The organism is Cylindrospermopsis curvispora GIHE-G1, assembly GCF_014489415.1.
GTDB lineage: Bacteria > Cyanobacteriota > Cyanobacteriia > Cyanobacteriales > Nostocaceae > Raphidiopsis > Raphidiopsis curvispora_A.
Genome location: NZ_CP060822.1, coordinates 3,264,486 through 3,280,419, shown reverse-complemented (window position 1 = coordinate 3,280,419; position 15,934 = coordinate 3,264,486). Strand labels below are relative to the sequence as shown.

14 protein-coding genes and 3 pseudogenes are annotated in these 15,934 nt (G+C 38.9%); 9 read left to right on the top strand and 8 right to left on the bottom strand.

All coding sequences use genetic code 11. The annotated features are described in order from the left end of the window. Positions 1–26 precede the first annotated feature (26 nt). From IAR63_RS14625 to IAR63_RS14615, 3 genes are all read left to right on the top strand, one after another. Positions 27–284: a hypothetical protein gene (locus IAR63_RS14625; protein ID WP_096547626.1), complete on the top strand. Its 258-nt coding sequence runs from the start codon at positions 27–29 to the stop codon at positions 282–284. Between the two features lie 4 nt (positions 285–288). After that, positions 289–597, top strand: coding sequence for a DUF3181 family protein (locus IAR63_RS14620; protein ID WP_187705774.1), 309 nt, complete (start codon positions 289–291; stop codon positions 595–597). A 104-nt stretch (positions 598–701) separates the two neighbouring features. Further along, positions 702–920, top strand: coding sequence for a hypothetical protein (locus IAR63_RS14615; protein WP_006279076.1), 219 nt, complete (start codon positions 702–704; stop codon positions 918–920). Positions 921–1,003: 83 nt separating this feature from the next. Here IAR63_RS14615 and cobW read toward each other — a convergent pair whose 3' ends face one another. The 3 genes and pseudogenes from cobW to IAR63_RS14600 all read right to left on the bottom strand — a co-directional run bounded on the left by cobW (position 1,004) and on the right by IAR63_RS14600 (position 4,288). Beyond that, a complete protein-coding gene (gene cobW, locus IAR63_RS14610) occupies positions 1,004–2,077 on the bottom strand; it encodes a cobalamin biosynthesis protein CobW (RefSeq protein ID WP_187705773.1) in 1,074 nt (357 codons plus the stop codon). A gap of 78 nt (positions 2,078–2,155) precedes the next feature. Next, a pseudogene (locus IAR63_RS14605) lies at positions 2,156–3,001 on the bottom strand (amidohydrolase family protein); the annotation flags it as partial. Positions 3,002–3,016: 15 nt separating this feature from the next. Continuing rightward, positions 3,017–4,288: an RNA-guided endonuclease InsQ/TnpB family protein gene (locus tag IAR63_RS14600; protein ID WP_187707483.1), complete on the bottom strand. Its 1,272-nt coding sequence runs from the start codon at positions 4,286–4,288 to the stop codon at positions 3,017–3,019. 79 nt (positions 4,289–4,367) lie between these two features. Between IAR63_RS14600 and IAR63_RS18820 the strand changes: the two are divergent. After that, positions 4,368–4,862, top strand: a pseudogene (locus IAR63_RS18820) (transposase). Positions 4,863–4,937: 75 nt separating this feature from the next. Here IAR63_RS18820 and IAR63_RS14585 read toward each other — a convergent pair. Then, positions 4,938–5,498, bottom strand: a pseudogene (locus tag IAR63_RS14585) (amidohydrolase family protein); the annotation flags it as partial. A gap of 262 nt (positions 5,499–5,760) precedes the next feature. On the opposite strand from IAR63_RS14585, the gene IAR63_RS14580 reads away from it, so the two are divergent. Together IAR63_RS14580 and IAR63_RS14575 are read left to right on the top strand one after the other, a co-directional pair. Beyond that, positions 5,761–6,198 carry a cupin domain-containing protein gene (locus IAR63_RS14580; protein WP_141302822.1) on the top strand — a complete coding sequence of 146 codons (438 nt, stop codon included), beginning with the start codon at positions 5,761–5,763 and terminating at the stop codon, positions 6,196–6,198. Positions 6,199–6,545: 347 nt separating this feature from the next. Continuing rightward, on the top strand, positions 6,546–6,980 hold the full coding sequence (locus IAR63_RS14575) for an NUDIX hydrolase (protein ID WP_187705772.1): 435 nt from the start codon (positions 6,546–6,548) through the stop codon (positions 6,978–6,980). 52 nt (positions 6,981–7,032) lie between these two features. Here the strand turns inward: IAR63_RS14575 and IAR63_RS14570 are convergent, their stop codons facing one another. Both IAR63_RS14570 and IAR63_RS14565 read right to left on the bottom strand, forming a co-directional pair. Further along, positions 7,033–10,176, bottom strand: coding sequence for a DUF4114 domain-containing protein (locus tag IAR63_RS14570; protein WP_187705771.1), 3,144 nt, complete (start codon positions 10,174–10,176; stop codon positions 7,033–7,035). A 322-nt stretch (positions 10,177–10,498) separates the two neighbouring features. Continuing rightward, the gene (locus IAR63_RS14565) at positions 10,499–11,710 is read right to left on the bottom strand and encodes a hypothetical protein (protein ID WP_187705770.1); all 1,212 of its coding nucleotides are present in this window, start codon (positions 11,708–11,710) and stop codon (positions 10,499–10,501) included. 240 nt (positions 11,711–11,950) lie between these two features. On the opposite strand from IAR63_RS14565, the gene fmt reads away from it, so the two are divergent. Then, the gene (gene fmt, locus IAR63_RS14560) at positions 11,951–12,946 is read left to right on the top strand and encodes a methionyl-tRNA formyltransferase (protein WP_187705769.1); all 996 of its coding nucleotides are present in this window, start codon (positions 11,951–11,953) and stop codon (positions 12,944–12,946) included. On the opposite strand, the gene IAR63_RS14555 is transcribed toward fmt, so the two are convergent. Continuing rightward, positions 12,936–13,292 carry a DUF6464 family protein gene (locus tag IAR63_RS14555; protein ID WP_187705768.1) on the bottom strand — a complete coding sequence of 119 codons (357 nt, stop codon included), beginning with the start codon at positions 13,290–13,292 and terminating at the stop codon, positions 12,936–12,938. The two genes, fmt and IAR63_RS14555, sit on opposite strands and share 11 nt — an antisense overlap. A 396-nt stretch (positions 13,293–13,688) precedes the next feature. Between IAR63_RS14555 and psaC the strand changes: the two genes are divergently transcribed. Both psaC and ndhO read left to right on the top strand, forming a co-directional pair. Beyond that, positions 13,689–13,934 (top strand): photosystem I iron-sulfur center protein PsaC, encoded by a 246-nt coding sequence (gene psaC, locus IAR63_RS14550; RefSeq protein ID WP_071985099.1) that lies wholly within the window; start codon positions 13,689–13,691, stop codon positions 13,932–13,934. Positions 13,935–14,063: 129 nt separating this feature from the next. Further along, positions 14,064–14,291, top strand: a complete 228-nt coding sequence (gene ndhO, locus IAR63_RS14545; RefSeq protein ID WP_187705767.1) for an NAD(P)H-quinone oxidoreductase subunit O — start codon at positions 14,064–14,066, stop codon at positions 14,289–14,291. A 67-nt stretch (positions 14,292–14,358) separates the two neighbouring features. Here the strand turns inward: ndhO and IAR63_RS14540 are convergent, their stop codons facing one another. Beyond that, the gene (locus IAR63_RS14540; RefSeq protein WP_187705766.1) at positions 14,359–15,924 is read right to left on the bottom strand and encodes a beta-barrel domain-containing protein; all 1,566 of its coding nucleotides are present in this window, start codon (positions 15,922–15,924) and stop codon (positions 14,359–14,361) included. Between the last annotated feature and the right edge of the window lie 10 nt (positions 15,925–15,934).

The following is a 15,934-nucleotide window of genomic DNA, read 5'->3' as shown; positions in this document are numbered from 1 at the left end:
CTAAACACCGCATCACCCTGTTATTTATGCCTCCTCGTTGGCCACGTAAACCCGACCGTAAAGACCCAGAATTCCGTAAGTTAGATGATCGGATGAATTTTGCTTTTCACATAGCTGTTGCTGCGACCATTAATTCTGGCCTGTGGTTTTTCCACTTTCTCAAATCCACATCTTGGGAATGGTTAACCCCACTAACCCTCCTGTGGGTGGGGGTTATCTTCTTGCACTTGCTCTATATTACATTGATTGCTAATTATGAGGAAGGACAGCAAATCAAGGATTAGGTAAATGGTTAAAATTAATAGTACTGAGTTGCTAGAATCTCTGGCCTCGGAAATAGGTGATAATGTTTACATAGATATAGCCAAGTGGCATTTGTATCTGACTGATGCTAAGCTCCATCATGTTTTAGCGGAAAGATGCTATTCCCTGCTTATTGAGCACAACGTCACAGAAGAACGAGTTTTAGGATTGTTATCAACTATCAAGATCCAAATCGGTGGTGGTCGAAAGGAAGTTCCTTTAATTGACCTGTTACCTGTCCAATGTCAAGTTCATTTGGTTGATATATTAGAAAAATATCAACAAGAATTTTAGAGAACTTCTAATCAACATTGATGCAATTTACTGGGAGTGATCGTGTTTCAACAACTAAACTAGGATAAACAACAAATATAACTTTTCTATAGGGAGAGTTGAATATGTTTTTACAAGTCAAAGGTAAAGTAGACCTAGTTAAAATTGTTGATTTTCAGGAACTACTGGATCCCAATAGTAGCATAGTCCATGGAAAAGACCAAGAGGGAGAGGAAGAGCAGGACATGGATATCTATGAAAAACAGGATTTGGTTTTTCCGTCAGGGGAAGAATTGCCCAGATGTTGGTGGGATCCTAATTATCGGAGTTTGAGATCCAGATAGTGCTGGACGGTTCACCGTTTTTAAAAACATCTACCTGTTTCGTGGTGTGTTAAGGCACCACGGAGTCCGGTTGAAATTGTGACCTACAAAGCAGCTAATTCAGATTCTATTCTTGATGATTGTAAATCTCGACCAATGAAAACTAGTCGGGTTTGTTTTTCTTCCTTGGGTTTCCAGGGGCGATCATAAAATTTGTCAAATCGTGTGCCTACTCCCTGCATGACCAATCGCATAGGTTTATTAGGAACAGCAACAAATCCTTTAATTCTATAAATTTCCTGTTTTTTTGCCAGTTTTTGTAGTGTGTCCTGCAATTTTTCTGGGTCAAAACTACGATTAAAAATTAGATGGGTCGAGTTAATTTCATCATCATGGTCATGGTCCTCCTCCACGTCATGATGGCTAGGACGCTGATCTAAATTGTCTTCAACTGCTGCTTGGTATCCCAACAATATGGATGGGTCAAGTTTACCATAATCGCTGGCAACAATTTTCACTTCCCTAGGTAATTCCTGGGTAACCAATTCTAAAACCTGAGACCTTTGTTGTTCGTCGACCAAATCTGTTTTATTCAAAATCACTAAATCAGCACAAGCTAGTTGATCTGAGAACAGTTCTTGTAATGGCGTTTCATGTTCTAGACTGTCGTCTTTTTCTCTTTGACGGGCGATCGCCTGTAGATCGCTAGCGAAGGTGCCCGCTGCAACTGCTGCACAATCTACCACTGTAATCACAGCATCCACCGTAGCAGCGCTACGAATTTCTTGCCAACGAAAAGCCTTCACTAAAGGTTTAGGTAGTGCTAAACCGGATGTTTCAATGACAATACAATCAATAGTATGACGGCGTTTAATTAGCTCCTGCATAGTAGGGTAAAACTCTTCTTGTACGGTGCAACATAAACAACCATTTGTCAATTCAAATATATTAGTATTTTCTTGGGTATTTTCCTGATTTTGGGGATTGGTTGAATTTTCATCTTCTGGACAAACTTGGCAAGATTTTAATATTTCTCCATCTATTCCTAATTCACCAAATTCGTTTACCAGTACTGCTATGCGTCGTCCTTGGTTGTTTTGTAGTAAGTGACGAATCAAGCTAGTTTTACCACTCCCTAAAAATCCTGTGATTACTGTTACGGGTATTTTTGCGGCCATGTTGACTGAGTTATTTTTCTACCTATTGATTTTAGCAAAAAATTGACCTAAATTATATAGAAAATTCTCATACCCGAGCTAGGTTGATAAACTCATGATTCGTCGATAATGGGACTCAATTTTGCCTAGAGTGGGTGATTCTCTCCCAGCTTCCCACCCACTGCGGTCAAATAACTCCTGGCGTAATTCGTCAATATCAATAGTTGTCAATTTACCATTAACAACAATTGGTCTACCATCAACCCAAACACTATCAATAACATTTACAGGACGACCTAAAACTAATAAACCAATGGGGTCTGTACGGGGTAATAACGATAAAGCTGTTAAATCATAAAGAACTAAATCCGCTTTTTTACCTACAGTTATAGAACCTAAATGATTATGTACGCCTAATCCCTTAGCTCCACCCAAACATGCCATTTCCACAGATTGCTTAGGTGTAATCCAAGACCTATAGTCTGGATCCGTAATGTTATGTAAAATTGAGCCGATTTTAATTGCTTCTAACAAATCCTGAGAATCATTACTAGAAGCACCATCACAACCAAAAGAGATATTTACCCCTGCTCTGAGACATTTTAAAATCGGGGCAATACCACTACCCAAACGCAAATTACTTAAAGGATTATGAACAATAGTAGATTTAGTTAAGGCTAAAATTTCTATGTCAGTATCATTTAACCAAACACCATGAGCTAAACTAGTCTTTTCATCTAAAAAACCTATTTCTTGTAAATGTTTAACCGCACTACATTCATACTTTTCAGCTGCTAACTTTTCCTGAGCCTTGGTTTCTAATAAATGACTATGACGACTAAGTTGATAGCGATCGCTTAATGCTACACAACCTGTAAATAAAGCATCTGTACATAATTGAATGCCCGTGGGTCCAACTAAAATACTTGTCCCTTTCTCCGGTTGTTAAGCTTCTCCGGTCTAAAGACACGGAGATTTCTGAAGAGTCCATAAACGAACTTTCTGAGGCTGGCTTAAAGAGCCTCTACTGATTCCGCTAAGATCAATTCCTAGCATCACCGCTACTTTTTTCAAAATATTAGCAGCACCATTACAGTCCGCATTAATTTTGAACCCATCAGAAGTTTCATATACTCCACGACTAACTCGTTTCCCGCTTGCTTCCCACCCTTCGGGTTTTTCACCGAATTTAGGTATATTGTCGCAATCAAAAAACGATGATTGAGAAGTGTATGATTCTTCTGTTTCAATAAAATCTATTCCGTATTGTTTACATAATTGAGCAATACGGTCTTTTAATCTTGCTGTGGGAATTTGGACAAACTTCTGATTGTTTTTAGACCCCAAATCAATACTATCTTTTTGTCCTTTATTCCATCCAAAAACAATAGCACCAATCTTATTTTCAATACAGTGGTTAACGACTATTCTTGCAGCTTTGTTAACTGCATCACGCATTTGTCGGTTTCTTTTTTCGGTAATAGCAGCTAATCTGTTAGACCAAAAACCTTGCGGTTTATCACTTTTAAGTTTAGCTACTGATTTGTTGTACCACTGATTTAAACTTTTTAAATGAAGTCCATCAACAATAAATGATGTTCCCAGATTAGAAACACAAGTTAACCAGTTATTTAACCCGTGGTCAATCCCTAAAACATTATTTCTATCAACATCAGATTTTATTTCATCTACCTGATAGACAAATTCTGCATAAAATTGTCTATTTCTAGGTAAAATACGTACTTCTCTAATTGATTTGAAGTCAAGGTTAGATGGCATTGGTAGACAAAAAGAATCTATCCCAAACCATGCCTTAACTTTTGTTCCCAAAGGAAACCTAATCATCCCATCAATTAACTTTAATGACCTGCCCGTAAAAGTAGCTACAGTCATAACACTTTTACAGTAATTAGGTAATTTGGGTTTTTGGGAAACTTCGCCCTTTTTTGCAGCTTTTACTAGCTCAATGTACGATTTAAAGGATTCAGCTACACTGGTTAGTATTTGTTGAGAAGTATCAGAATACAATGCCTGATAATGAACGTTTTTCTGATAAGTTCCTAGTTGTTTATGCAAATCTGCTCTACTAGGAATATAACCAGTTTTAAAGTACATCTGCCTAGAATAGTAAACGCCACAATTTGTCAGCTTTTTAGCTTCTGTGCAGACGTACTCCAATATGGCTGTTATTGATTTATCGGACTTGATAAGAACTTGTTGGCATCCGTACATTGTTCGACCTTCAATGTTTGTTGATTTCAAAAGTATAGTTGAGATATGATTTACTTGTCAATAGCAGCCACGAAACAATATGAAGACAACACTGGAATACAGAATAGGAAATCACTCAAAAGGTAATGTAGTAGTGCATCTTGTATGGATACCTAAACGCCTTCGACAGATAATTTACGAACTAGCCAAAGAAAAAGACTGGGATATCCTCGCTCTTGAGGTTGCTCCAGACCCACAAGTGTTGAATCCTGCAATAAAACTTTACAATCTTTGCGTTTTACCCAGGTAAAATCCATTGTCTATTGAGAATAGAGTCATTAATTGATCAAATTTGGTATCACCAATACCAATGCACAACTTGGACACAATCCTCAAAATCTTAACATTCAACACTTCTGCTATAAATCAAGTGGTTAAAGCTTTTAAAGGACGGTTATCTTGCTTGTTAAGACGAAAATTTCCTGAATTACTTAAACTTCCTAGCCTATGGACTAATAGTTATTTTTATTCCACTGCTGGACAGGTTTCAGCAGATGTTATTAAAAGGTATATTGAAGATCCGCATCACGGTTAAATATCAAGGCGAATAAATTCGCCGTTGGCACTTCCTGTCTAAAGCCAAGTGGCTTCCGTGCCTTTCGGCGATTTTCTTGTGAAAGTTAATTACAGCTTGTTCCACAATAGCTAAAGTTTCATCGGTTGAGCGACAATAATATTCATGACTAGCCAATAATTTCCCCTCTGGCATTCCTGCAGTTAAAGGTTCATCTTGAATTAAAGGTGCAATAAAAGCTCTAATTCCCAATGTTTGATAAGCTCGAACTACTGTAGCAATGGTTTCTAATTCTTGACCTGGAATTAACACCAAATGATCTACAACACTTGTACCTCCAGACAATAGAGTTTCCACCCCGGTACCTAAAGCACTAAGATAGACTCTTTCCATATCTAAGGGAGCAAAATCACATAAGTGCGCTAACCATAACTCCAAAGGTAAGGGAGGGATAATTCCCCGTTGCCACTTTTCTACGGAATGGGTGTGAGCGTTAAAAAAACCTGGTAGCACCAGTTTATCTTGGCCATCAATTAGAGTACCAATGACATTTAAATTTTGCCCCACCTGAGTAATTATACCCTCCATCACTTGAATATCTAGGGTTGTATAACCTTCTTTCACCGGACTTAGGGCATTCTTAATAGTGAAATTCATCATTTTTGCCTTTTTGTAAATTTTACCTTTTTTTAAAGTTAATTCCCTAACTCCCGAATTATTATTATTTGTTGTTTGTTATTGTTTGTAGTTAAAAATTTAGCAATCATTTTGAATGCTGAACCAATCATTATGGAAATGCTGGGGGTGAACTAAGGATTAGTAAAAGATTGACAGGTAAAGTTAAGTCTAGACGGGGTTGTGATTTGTAAAATCAAGCTAGTTACCATCATAACAAAACTAAGTAAAAATTCTTAATTCTATGATTAGTCATCATTGTATTATTCCCGTGATAAAATCTCCTCGAGATTATCAAGCATACCGTATTAGCCCTCACGATACCAATCGGTTAGCAATTATCTTCGATTCCAACACAGCTAATACTTCTTTAACTTGCTGTGTGGAAATTTTTGATATTGGTGGACAAACTCCACCTAATCGCCATCAATGGGCCGTAGAAATGTTTTTCATTCTCAAGGGAGAAGGTATAGCAATTTGTGATGGTAAAAAAGTAAATATCAAGGCTGGAGATAGTTTATTAGTACCACCTATGGGCATCCATCTGATTAGAAATACAGGTAAAACTCGTCTTTATATACTCACTGTTATGATTCCTAATGAGGATTTTTCCGAACTGATTAGAAGTGGTATACCTGTAGACCTGGATGTTGAAGATCTGTCGGTTTTAGGAAGACTTTGAGCCTTGCAGGACATGTCAACACCGCTACTTTTCTTAAAATGTTTGCTGCTGCTTCTGAGCAAATGTACTCAAGGACAGCTTTTAAGTGTTGGTCTGTTCGGATTAGATTAGACTGAACTACCGTTAATTTCTTGACTTTTGACAAGTAACCTCACCTCCTGTAAAATTGGTCTAATGTGGGTCGGGTTTCACTCCTCAACCCAACCTACAAGATGGGAATAGCGCAACAGAAAGATGTAACTAAAGACATATACTACAAATCCCATATTTTACCATAATAATCATCTTAAAGCTATTAGGCTAATTAGAATTGAAAGATCAGCTCAACAGAAATCTATATCAATAACATGAGGAAGAAAAACAACAAAATTTGTAAACAGTCAGGAGTAATTCCCTATCGCCTCTGTGACGGGAAAGTAGAAGTATTATTAATCACCAGCCGTAAACGGCAAAGCCTCGTAATTCCCAAGGGAGGAATTTGTAAGGGGATGACACCACCGGATTCAGCTGCAAAGGAAGCATGGGAAGAAGCAGGTGTAATTGGTCAAGTTAATACCCAAAAGCTTGGTGCTTATAAATATCGTAAACGGGGCAATATTTATCAAGTTCATCTATTTTGGTTACCAGTAGAAAAAATCTTAGAGGATTGGCCAGAAGCTAGTCAAAGAGAGCGAATATGGCTAGATATTAATCATGCTGCTATCATAGTTAAGGAAAACTCCTTGAAAAAAATTTTGCAAAATTCCCAAGAACAAGTTAGGGTTTTTACGACGAGCGATTAGAAACCTATAGTTTCTAATCGCATAGATGGGTTAACAAAAGAGACCTAGAAAATTAAACATTAGCAGACATATTAACTTGAACAACCAAGTCATTATAATCCATATCCCCACCACCTCTGAGATCTTCAAAACCAAAGGTGTTGTCTCCTAAAAGTCGAACATGGTCAACCCGATCAGAATTAGCACCTAAATATGTGAAATATATGTCGGGATTGGAGTTGGCGGAAATATCGCTATTAAGAACAGTGTCGGGTCTGCCATTGACAATTATAAATGGCACATACAGCTCTCCTCCTGACAAAGTACTATTAAAAGTAGACTTATTTCCATTGGCAACATTTAACCCTAAACCACTTAGATGTTGATTAACAGCAGCTTGAATATAACCAGCGTCTCCCGGAAGTAAATCCGCAGTTCCATCATTATTGGTATCAATGCCACCCTTTTCATCAGTTACCTTATAAAAGCCCACATAATTATCAAAGCTCGCCTCCCTATAAACTGTGAATTGGGCATTTAGGGGACCCGTTACCCCGCGTAAATCTATACTTTCTCCCTGGGACTTCTCTTGTAAATTTGTCCCCATAGGTAAGGGTTGAGTAGTAGGTCTAGCTTTGAAAACTAGATCGTTGGACTGCAAGGAAAAACTATTATCAGGCAATTGTGTTACCTGAAGATTTGAAGAGTCTAAAAAAGTTACCTGATTAATTGGCAACAGGCCATTTTTAACAGAATCAGTAGTGCCATTATCTATAACATAAAATCTCAAATTGGGGTTTGCTTCCTGAAATCCTAGGATTCTCGTGACATTTCCGTTGTTAAACTCATTAGGTGTTTTGGAAAGAACGGAAAAAACTACCTTACTTCTCGCTAAAGCAGCTTCTGAATAACCAACCTGACCAGGTGCAATACCGTTAATCTTACCACTAGCATCATCAACGGTAAATACTCCTAATTCACGGATGGAAGCAGGAATCTTATCCATAAGCTGAAATTCAACCCTAGTAGTGCTACTACTCAGGACATTATTATTATTGCTCAAGATATTATCACTGGTTCCCGTTGGTATGGATTCAATGTCAGGAGAATCCGTAATATCAGAACCAGATCCTTCCGTTGAGTTATTGTCGCTATCACCTTCTCCCATAACTCCATCAGGAATTTCATCGGGAGTTCCATCAACATTAGTTATGTCAGACTCGCTGTTACTATCTTCAATAACTCCACCGGTTATTTCATCCTCAGTTCCATCAATGGTGAATTGTGCGGTTAAGGATAGTCCTCCCCTATCTGTGGTACTCACACTGATGGTGTAACTGGGCTGATTTTCAAAATCGAGGGGCTCCTTGCTGATTAATTCACTATCCTGAATACTAAATAAAGCATTGTCAGGATAGTTCTCATCATCGGATAAGCTATAGCTAAAAGAATCATCCGCATTCGGATCCACGGTTGTAAAAGTGCCAATTACATTTGATTCCAGACCATTTCCATCAATATTGTTAGTTTTTAAAAATAAACCCCTAGGAGCTTGATTGATTATGTCGGATTCACTGCCATTTCCTTCCGTAACTTCATCAGTAATTTCTCCTGTATCTGTGGAACCATTATTGCCAAAAACTACATAGACTTCTCCAGCACCAGCAAAAGGAGCGCTGATTAGTATATCACTGACACCATCACCATTGATATCTCCCACACCACTAGCTGAATAACCTAAATTATGGTTTTCCGACTTACCATTGATGACAAAACCTTTGGTATCATCAATTTCTGCAAGATTAATGGTAGAACTAAATTTATTTCCGCCAAAAATTACATAACCTTGTCCAGAATTATCACCATTAGCATCTGCATGACTAGCACTAACCAGAAGATCGTCAATTCCATCACCATTCACATCTCCTAGACCGGTTACAGCCCAGCTTGTCTTATCTAGTTCGCCAATACCGTTAATTACAAACCCATTATTACCATTAAGACTGGACAAGTCTAGTTGAGAATTAAACTGGGTACGGGCACCAAATACAACATAAGCTACACCAGCTGCATCTACCCCATTGGGATCTGCATCATGGGCGCTAACAATTATATCCCCAATACCATCATGATTAATATCCCCCGCACTACTAACGGAGAATCCTAATTGATCGCCCTCCTCTCCATTGATAATAAAGCCATTGACACCATCAAGTTGGGAGACGTTTAAGGAAGATGAGAATGATTCCTTCCTACCAAATATTACATAAGCTTGTCCGGAACGGAAACCGTTGAAATCATTAAATGGTGAACCAATAATCAAGTCATCAATTCCATCACCGTTAAAGTCTCCACCTCTATTGAGACCAACACCTAAGTAGTCATCTGCTCTAGAACCATTGATAACAAAGCCATTATTGCCATCAAGACTATTGAGATCAAAATTGGAATTACTGGGATTAAATTTCTCGCTACCAAATATTACGTAAACCTTACCAGCTTGATCACCCGTCACTGGGGGATAGACGTAAGCATTGGGAGGTGCAGCAATAATTACATCATCAAAACCATCTTGGTTGATATCACCTGCACCACTGACCCTATAACCTAATTGGTCTTGAGAATTTAGACCGTTAATAATAAAACCGTTATCACTCAGATTGGAGGGGTTAATAGCGGGAAGAGAACTAAAACTCCTGCGGCCAAATATTAGGTATGCTGCTCCAGAGTCATCTCCATTACTGTCCGCAAAAGGAGCGCCAATGATCAGGTCGTCAATACCATCACCATTAATATCTCCTGCTGCACTTACAGAACGACCTGATTGATCGCCTATTCCACCACCATTAACCGTAAACCCATTGATTCCATCTAAGGTCGAGATGTCTATAATGTTGGCAAAACCGTTGTTGCTACCAAATACTATATAACTGTTTCCCGCATTACTTTGGTCATTGGGATCACTTAAAGGCGCCCCAATAATAATATCATTAATTCCGTCACCATTAATATCTCCAGCATTGCTAATTGAGTACCCTAAATTGTCATCTTTATCATTACCGTTGATGATGGTCAATCCATTTTTTCCATCAAGTGTGGAGAGGTCAACAAATTTTTTAGTCATAATTTCTGTGGTATTTTTAGTTGCTTGCTGTTTGCTATTAATTGTGGTTTTGTTGATAGATGTATCTCTCAATCTCCATGGCAAAAGACCCATATTCATTGCTTGAATTAGGGAAACAAAAACCCAATTTCAAAAAATTTTCCATGCCAGATGCCTAATGTTTATCGCTAGAAAATGTCAAGGTTTTAAGCTATAAGCAGTGGGTTTGTACATTGACTTTCTATCAAACACCTGTAATAATCATATCGTAGATACGGTGCTATCAATTGTCAAGTGTTCAATTATGAAGTTATTTTGTTATCAACTGTTGAATTGTGAGTTTTTTTTAATGGTTTTACCCAACAAGATAAATAAGGGCGAATGTTAACATTCGCCCTTATTTATTTTCACTTATTCCCTAGGGGCACACGCTATATTATCTAGCAGCAACTTCAGGATCTAACCAAATATTTTGTCCTTTATTACCAAAAGTTATGGGTTGATCATCACTAACGTTCATGTTAATATTCTTACCATCACCACTAACTTGCACTAATGGCCAGTTTTCTTCTCCTAACTCACCTGAGCGGAATAGCACATAATTGGGTTGTTTTTTGCTCCAACCCAATAAAATGGCAATTTTCTCATGCTCCCCTTCTCCTTGAGGGGGAACTACTGTGGTGGTGGTATTTTGTTGGCGATTCCAAATGACTGCATTATCTGTTACATCTGCTGTGTTGAAAGTGCCCACAAATTTTCTAGCCAAAAACTGATCCCCTTTTTCTGACCAACTAACCGGGACTAAAATCCCTATCTTACCTTGATTGTTGGTCTCTGGGGTAAATTTTCCATTCTTTGATAACATATCAACAGCGTCTGATGTTTTAGCCAGGATATTCAATCTTTTAGTCTGTCTATCTTCAATAAACAACAGACTACTAACCTGGCTATTGTGCATTTCCGGTTCTACTTCCAGTTGTACCCGACTATAAACTGCATATCTACCATCAGGAGATACCACAGGTGTGCTGCGATATTGCCGCACTCCTGAACGTCCCTGACCACCAATTGCTTCCTGGGTCATTACTATCCACTTCCAGGGTATGGGATGGGGACTATTAATGGGATCTGCTGGCACTCCATTGGGTATGCTTACCTGCTCTTCTGTAGGTACAATTTGTGAACTTCCTGCATCATAAGGGATTACACCCGTAGCAATACTTTGATTTGGATAATTTTTACTTTTTGGATGATTAGTTCCCTTATCATATATGGCGGATTTATTTACTCCAGTACTGGTGCTTTCTTCCATCTCCTTCACACCTAACATATTTTCTGTTTCCAGCTTAATTGTATTTTGTTTTTTGTTAGAGATTTTAGATTGGGGAAACACAGAACCACTTCTATTAGTTGTCTGGGTTACTGGTAAAGTAGCACCCAATTTGACCGATGGGGAATTAAATCCAGAGAAATCTTTAGACCTGTTTGATTCTGAGTTACTTTTCTCTATTTTTAATTGTGATTGTCTTGCTAGGTTAAAATAAGCTGATGTACTCAAGATGGGTGCTACTATTAATATAATAACTACAACTCGATTAAAACGTGGGTGGGGGTGGAACCATCCTGACTGGGGGAGGGATTTAAGCATGGCTTTTACTCTTGATGAGATATAAGGTGCTGGGCAAGGAGCTTTGGTGTGCAAGGAAGAGTACAAATGTTATACATAGCAAGAAACGATAATTCAGGAGAGTATTTACCTGAATATCCTACCTGGCAAACTTATGGTAGCATGTACCTTGGTGGTAGAGTTAACTGAGGAGGTGTTAACCTTCTTGCTATTTGAGTAATTCCCAGGTCATAACTAATCAACAAAACTAACCAACCTCCGATGAAAATAGTGTTTTTTGGCACTCCTAATTTTGCTATTCCCACCTTAAAAAAATTGTTGAATGATTCTAGATTTGAGGTTTTAGCAGTTGTCACCCAACCGGATAAACGCAGAGAAAGGGGGAATCAACTTACGCCCTCTCCAGTTAAAACCTTGGCTAAGGCTCATAATCTGATTGTATGGCAACCAGAAAGAATTAAGAAGGATTCTGGGACCTTGACTAAACTAAGGGAACTTAATGCGGATTTCTTTATAGTAGTTGCTTATGGGCAAATTCTATCTACAAAAATCCTCAACATGCCAAAATTAGGTTGTATTAATGTACATGGTTCAATTTTACCGGAATATAGAGGTGCTGCCCCCATTCAGTGGTCTATACACAAAGGAGAAAGACAAACTGGTGTGACAACTATGTTAATGGATGCAGGCATGGATACAGGAGATATGCTCCTAAAGGCCAGCTTACCAATTGGATTATTAGACAATGCTCAAATTATTGCCGATCAACTAGCTGAAATAGGTGGAGACCTGTTAATAGAAACCGTAACCAAATTTAAGAATGGAGAGATCACACCAATTCCTCAAAATGACTCTTTGGCTACCTATGCCTCATTGATTAATAAAGAAGACTATTATTTAGACTGGTCAAGAACAGCTATAGAACTACACAATCAGATCCGAGGATTTTACCCCAACTGCATTACCACCTTTCGTCATCAACCTTTAAAAATTGTCGCCACTGTTCCCCTGGAGTCCGCTTACATTCAAGAGTTGCCAAAGGAAATCCAGTCCAAACTTGAGAAAGTACCTGATTCATCCGCCCAATTAGCACCGCCAGGATCTGTCCTCAGTATTATTAAAGGATTGGGTGCTGTGATCCAAACTGGGGAAGGTTGCTTGTGGTTGAGAGAGGTACAACCAACAGGCAAAAAACTTCAGTCGGGATGGGATTTTGTCAATGGTAGTCGTTTGACAGTGGGAGAAACTATTCGTTAGCAACATAAGAATCACAGGAATCACACGGACCATCTGGGTTGACAGCACAACGAATAATTTCTGAGTGGGCATTATACTTACAACTGGCATCCCCCACTACCCAACGTCCATTTATAAAACTTTTTTCCGATGGTCTTTTAGCTGTTTGAACGTAGATCGCAATCCTATGTAACCTGTAGCGTCCAGTTCGGAACTGATACCTGTGATGGCGTTCTAAAACGGCATAGGTTTTCCCCTCAAAATCTAAATAATTTCCCGGTTGAGGAGCCCAATCAAGTTGTAACTTACCAAGATACCGCTGTGGACTGGTCAAAATTATCTCAGTTGCTAAAGAGTCTGGATGCATAATTTATATATGGCGCTAAGTAGGGAGGCACAATTATTTGTAGGATGGGTTGAGGAACGAAACCCATGCGGGCGTTGATTTTATATTTAATTCCACCCACCCACTTATGGCTAAAGCTATAATATAGATTGAGCGCTAAGTAATTGATGGGAGGCTTTACAATTCTTTAAAATTTCTTCAAGTTGTGGGGGGGCGGCAAATTCCATACCAGTCAGTCCTTTTGTTGATTAAACCTCCATGGACGGGTTCTTGGGAAATCATTTTGTTGGGGGAGCTTATTAAATTGTTTAAAGTTATGTAGCCTTTTACTTACAGCTTAGCCTGGACTGGGGTAAACTATGCCTTGATATTATTCCTTCTCCAGAGAAGAACACCACCAAAGGAGTAGTTTTTTCAATGTCTCATACCGTAAAAATCTACGATACCTGCATCGGTTGCACTCAATGTGTACGCGCTTGCCCCACTGACGTTCTAGAAATGGTTCCTTGGGACGGATGTAAAGCCGCTCAAGTTGCTTCTTCACCCCGTATTCAAGACTGCGTAGGTTGCAAGCGCTGTGAAACAGCTTGCCCAACTGACTTTTTGAGCATTCGGGTTTACCTTGGGGCTGAAACAACTCGCAGCATGGGTCTAGCATATTAATCTGCGCTGACCTATACCTGGGCAAAAAACAGCAAGAACTGAGCTGGGGAAGAAATCTATGACTTAACTTGATTCTTCTTGGCTCAGCTCTGCTCCTGGAATACAACCTGCAATATAAATTAGAAAGTTATGGCAATTAAAAAAGGAAATATGGTTCGTGCCCTGCGCGAAAAGTTAGAAAATAGTCTGGAAGCTAAAGCTAGTGATGGGCGCTTTCCTTCCTATTTATTTGAAACTTCCGGGGAAGTGGTGGATATTAAGGGAGATTACGCTTTAGTGAAGTTTGGTAAAGTGCCCACGCCAAATATTTGGTTGAAGCTAGACCAATTAACTATACAACAAGACGCGGCTTCTTAGTCTTATGTCAGTTGTAGGAGGTTAAACAGTTTAATTCAACCTCCTGCAATATGTCCAACACTAATCCCTACCTCACTTCCTGCAAGCTCTCAACTTGCTTAGTAAACATTTCCGTAAACAAACTCATAACGCTCCGTTCCTCACGCACTTTGATATTAGCAGTAATGGCCATACCAGACTGTAAAGGAATACTTCTACCTTGAGATTCCATAGCTTGTTTATCTAAACTAACTCGCGCTGGAAAGCGATAAAACTGATGGGTCTGGTCAGGAGGTAAAGCATCTGAACCGATATTAGTTACTTTACCTTTGATATCACCAAACTCACTAAAGGGGAACGAATCAATTCTCACATCCACCTTCATTCCCTCCTTCACAAATCCAATATCCTTATTGGTGATAAATACCTCCGCTATATATTTATCATTGGGGACAATCTGTAATAGCTTTTGGGTAGGATTGGCGACAAAACCGGGGTTTTTTGCTTGCATGTCAAATATTATCCCTGATACGGGCGCACGCAGTTCTTGATATTTAACGTTTAATTTGGTTTGGGAAATTTTGCTACTAATATCTGCCAACTTCTGCTCATTGTCTAAAATTATTCTCATAAACTGGCTGTCTATTTCGGCAATGCGCTTCTTGTTAGTAGCAATTTCTTCCAAGACATTTTTGTCAGTCACTGCTATGGTATTGGTCACCTGTTGTTCTGCTCTTTGAATATCGAAGCCCAGGCGTTTTTCTTCTTCTTCTAACTGGGCTATTTCCGCTTTTAAATTTTGTACTTGTTGTTGCTGATTGAGATATTGCAGTTGAGAAATTCCCCCCTCTTTGGCCAGGACTTCTACCCTATCTAAGATTCCTTGTTGAATGGACAGACTGTTTTGTGTGTCCTTTCTCTTAACTATTGTTTGAGACAGTTGCTTTCTAATTTTTTCTACCTCAAATTTAGCTGCATTAGAGCGAGATTCCAGCTCTTTTCTAGCTACAGTTAGTCTTTTTTGTTCATCAATTCCAGTTCCTGTTTCTGGTCTTGAATTTCCCAATTGTGAACGTAACAGTTGGTTTTCTTCTACCAGAGAAATGCGACTTTTTAACAAAAATGCCGACTCTGCTGGTAGACTACCACCAAGAAAATTCAGTTCTGAGCTAATAGCACCGCTTGCATTCATCAAACGACGATAGATGTCATTTTCCTTGATTAGAGCAGCACGAACTTTATTGAGGGCGCCTAGCTCAGCTAGGGTAGCAACGGATTCAAATGTTAATAATAGATCCCCTGGTTTCACCTCTTGTCCATCTTTGACATGAACAGACTTCACCACCCCACTAATGGGTGCTTGTACATCTTTTACCGTACCCTCTGGTTTTAATTGTCCTGTAGCGGGAACTACTTGTTCAATTTTTGCATAATAAGCCCAACCCACTCCAAAACAGGCCACAAGCATCAAAGTAATCATGATTGTGCGTGACCAGATGGGTGATTGTCGTAAAACTATGGATTGTTCAAAGCTGTCTTGATAAGCATGACTTAAATTCCCTGCTTTGGCTTTTGATGGGGTTTGAAGCACTCCTATACTAGCTGGTTTGCCATTACCATTGCCATTAGTTGGATGATCATTAAATTGACTCATAAGGTTCCTT